Genomic DNA, 3,721 nt, shown 5'->3' on the forward strand with positions numbered 1-3,721 from the left:
TGAGGCCCTGGGGGCCATTTGGCGCCGGCTCCCCCGAACCGGCGCCCGGTCTGTCAGGCTCTCTCGAGCCGGTAGCGCAGCGATGCCAGCTCGGCGCGGAGCGCGGCGGGAACCTTGTCGCCGAAGGTGTCGTAGAACTCCTCGGTCAGATCCGCCTCGGTCTTCCAGGCCCCGGCGTCGACCGAGAAGAGCTCGTCGAGGTTGGCCTCGGGCACATCGATGCCGTCGAGGTTCAGGTCCGACACGATCGGCAGCCGACCGATCGGGCTGTCGACGGTCGACACCTCGCCTGAGATGCGGCGGATGATCCAGTCGACGACACGCGAGTTGTCTCCGAATCCGGGCCACAGGAAACGGCCGTCCGAGCCGCGACGGAACCAGTTGACCTGGAAGATACGCGGTGCGCGGTCGAACCGCAGGCCGCGACCGACCTTCAGCCAGTGGCCGAAGTAGTCGGCCATGTTGTAGCCGCAGAACGGGAGCATCGCGAACGGATCGCGACGCAGCTCGCCGACGGTGCCCTCGGCGGCGGCGGTGCGCTCGGACGAGATGTTGGATCCGAGGAAGACACCATGGGTCCAATCCGTCGCCTCGACGACGAGCGGCACGTTCGACGCGCGACGACCGCCGAAGAGGATGACGTCCAGCGGCACGGCCTCCTCCCAGTCCTCCGAGATCTGCGGGCACTGTGCCGCCGAGACGGTGAAGCGCGAGTTCGGGTGCGCGGCGGGTCGCCCCGAGTCGGGGGTCCAGTCGTTGCCCTCCCAATCGATCAGGTGCGCGGGCGCCTGATCGGTCAGCCCCTCCCACCAGACGTCGCCGTCGGGGCGCAGCGCCACGTTCGTGAAGATCGTGTTGCCCCAGAGGGTCTCGACGGCCGTGACGTTGGTCGACTCGCCGGTTCCCGGCGCGACACCGAAGAACCCGGCCTCGGGGTTGATCGCCCAGAGGCGACCGTCTTCACCCGGACGGATCCATGCGATGTCGTCGCCGAGCGTCTCGACGCGCCAGCCCGGGATGGTCGGGCGCAGCATGGCGAGGTTGGTCTTGCCGCAGGCCGAGGGGAAGGCCGCCGCGACGTGATGCGCCTTGCCCGCCGGGTCGATCACCCTGATGAGCAGCATGTGCTCGGCGAGCCACCCCTCGTCGCGGGCGATGACCGAGGCGATGCGCAGCGCGAAGCACTTCTTCGCGAGGATCGCATTGCCGCCGTAGCCCGAGCCGAACGAGTAGACCTCGAGCGTCTCGGGGAAGTGCACGATGTACTTGTCGTCGTTGCAGGGCCATTCGACGTCGGGCTGTCCGGGGCCGAGCGGTGCTCCGACGGAATGGACCGTCTTGACCCAGGGCGCGCCGTCGGCGATCTGGCGGGTGACCGCATCGCCGACGCGGGTCATGATGCCGATGGAGGCGACGGCGTAGGCACTGTCGGTGACCTGGACGCCGATGTGCGAGAGCGGCCCCCCGACCGGCCCCATCGAGAAGGGCACGACGAACATCGTGCGTCCGCGCATCGATCCCTCGAAGATCTCCGTCATCTTCTGGCGCATCTCCGCCGGGGGCGCCCAGTTGTTCGTGGGTCCGGCATCCTCTTCGTTCTCCGACGAGATGAAGGTGCGGCCCTCGGTGCGGGCGACGTCGCTGGGGTGCGAACGTGCGAGGTACGAACCGGGACGCCACTCGGGGTTGAGCTTGATCAGCTTGCCCTCGTCGACGAGCCCGCGCAGCAGCCAGTCGTTCTCGGCTCGGGAGCCGTCGACCCAGTGGATCGATGCCGGCTGCGTGAGCGCAGCGATCTCGTCGACCCAGGCAGCGAGCTCGGCCATGGCGGGAGTGTCATACGTCGGAGCCGTCCCGAAGGTGCGCACCGGTGCGACGGATGCGGCTCGGGGGGTGAAGACTTCGGCGATCGCCATGACTACTCCTTTGAAGTGAGGGGCGTTTGTTCTATCTTCTTCCGGTATTGGCGTGACTTTTCGACATTCATGACGATAAGAATGGCGGTTCTTTCACTAAGATCAAGGAATGGCTACCTCTGGCATCCACCTCGCCACTCTCGGGCATCGCATCCGACACCACCGCCTCGAGAAGGGCTTCACACTCGACGAGCTGGGCGCCCTGGTCGGAGTCGCCGGATCGCAGCTGAGTCTGATCGAGAACGGCAAGCGCGAGCCCAAGCTCTCGCTGCTTCAGGCGATCGCGCACGCCACCGACACCCAGGTGACCGATCTCATCTCGGGTGAGCCGCCCAACCGCCGTGCCGCGCTCGAGATCGAGCTCGAGCGCGCGCAGGAGAGCCCGGTGTTCCGCCAGCTCGGCATCGCCCCGGTGCGGGTCACGAAGGGGATGAGCGACGAGACCATCGAATCGATGCTCGGCCTGCACCGAGAGCTCCAGAGACGCGAGCGCGAGGCGATCGCGACCCCCGAAGAGGCCCGTCGCGCGAACACCGAGCTGCGCCTGCGGATGCGTGAGCAGAACAACTACCTCGCCGACATCGAGAAGCTCGCCGAGAAGCAGCTGCGTTCGGCCGGCCACGTGCAGGGTGCACTGACGCACCGGACGGTCAGCATCATGGCCGAGAAGCTCGGCTTCGAGCTGATCTACGTCAACGACCTGCCGCATTCGACGCGGTCGGTCACCGATCTCGAGAACGGGCGCATCTATCTGCCTCCGGCGTCGATCCCCGGCGGCCACGGACTGCGATCGATGGCGCTGCAGGCGATGGCGCACCGCCTGCTCGGCCACACCCCGCCCACCGACTACGCCGATTTCCTGCAGCAGCGACTCGAGATCAACTACTTCGCGGCATCCTGCCTGATGCCCGAGACGGCGTCGGTCGCCTTCCTGCAGCAGGCCAAGAAGGATCGCAACCTCGCCCTCGAGGACTTCCGCGACGCGTTCGGGGTGACCCACGAGGCCGCGGGCATGCGCATGACGAACCTGCTCACGCAGCACCTCGGGATGTCGTTGCACTTCCTCCGCGTCGATGCCACCGGCGCGATCACCCGTGTCTACGAGAACGACGACCTGCCGCTGCCGATGGACGTCACCGGCGCCGTCGAGGGCCAGCGCGTGTGCCGCAAGTTCCAGGCGCGCGCGGCGTTCACCCAACAGAACCGCACGAACGAGCATCACCAGTACACCGACACCCCCTCCGGCACCTTCTGGTGCTCGACCCAGACCGGCGCCTCGACCGACGGCGAGTTCTCGATCACGGTCGGCGTGCCCTTCGACGACGCCCGCTGGTGGCGCGGGCGCGAGACGGCCGACCGCGCGGTCTCGACCTGCCCCGATGAGGCGTGCTGCCGGCGCCCCTCCGCCGATCTCACCGAGCGGTGGAACGGCAGAGCCTGGCCGAGTGCCCGCGTGCACACGCACATGTTCTCGCCGCTCCCCCGCGGCGCCTTCCCCGGCGTCGATGACAACGAGGTCTACAACTTCCTCGGACGTCACGCGAGTGAGTGAGTCGGTGTCCGGCTGATCTGAGCTGAGCTGAGCTGAGACCAGCCGTCAGAGGTCGAGGAAGCGCGTGAACCTCGCGAGAGCGCTGCGCACCGCTTCCTCGTCTGCGTCGGGTCCGCTCACAGCGCCCTCACCGATCGACGGCGCGAAGAGCTCCGGCGGTGTGCCGAGCGACGCGCTCGCGTGCGTCCAGCATCCGATCACCCGGCCCGCGGCAAGGATCGTCGCCCGCACCATGCAGCTCTTTCCCGGCCCC

General features: G+C 67.9%; 2 protein-coding genes and 1 pseudogene. 1 reads left to right on the forward strand and 2 read right to left on the reverse strand.

Annotated features, from left to right (window positions below):
• Positions 1 to 53: 53 nt before the first annotated feature.
• Positions 54 to 1,916, reverse strand: a complete 1,863-nt coding sequence (locus J7E68_RS09060) for a phosphoenolpyruvate carboxykinase (GTP) (RefSeq protein ID WP_215171884.1) — start codon at positions 1,914 to 1,916, stop codon at positions 54 to 56.
• Positions 1,917 to 2,025: 109 nt separating this feature from the next.
• On the opposite strand from J7E68_RS09060, the gene J7E68_RS09065 reads away from it, so the two are divergent.
• Positions 2,026 to 3,468, forward strand: coding sequence for an XRE family transcriptional regulator (locus J7E68_RS09065; protein WP_215171887.1), 1,443 nt, complete (start codon positions 2,026 to 2,028; stop codon positions 3,466 to 3,468).
• Positions 3,469 to 3,513: 45 nt separating this feature from the next.
• Here J7E68_RS09065 and J7E68_RS19730 read toward each other — a convergent pair.
• Positions 3,514 to 3,721, reverse strand: a pseudogene (locus J7E68_RS19730) (hypothetical protein); the annotation flags it as partial.

Source organism: Microbacterium sp. ISL-103 (genome assembly GCF_018613995.1).
Lineage (GTDB): Bacteria > Actinomycetota > Actinomycetes > Actinomycetales > Microbacteriaceae > Microbacterium.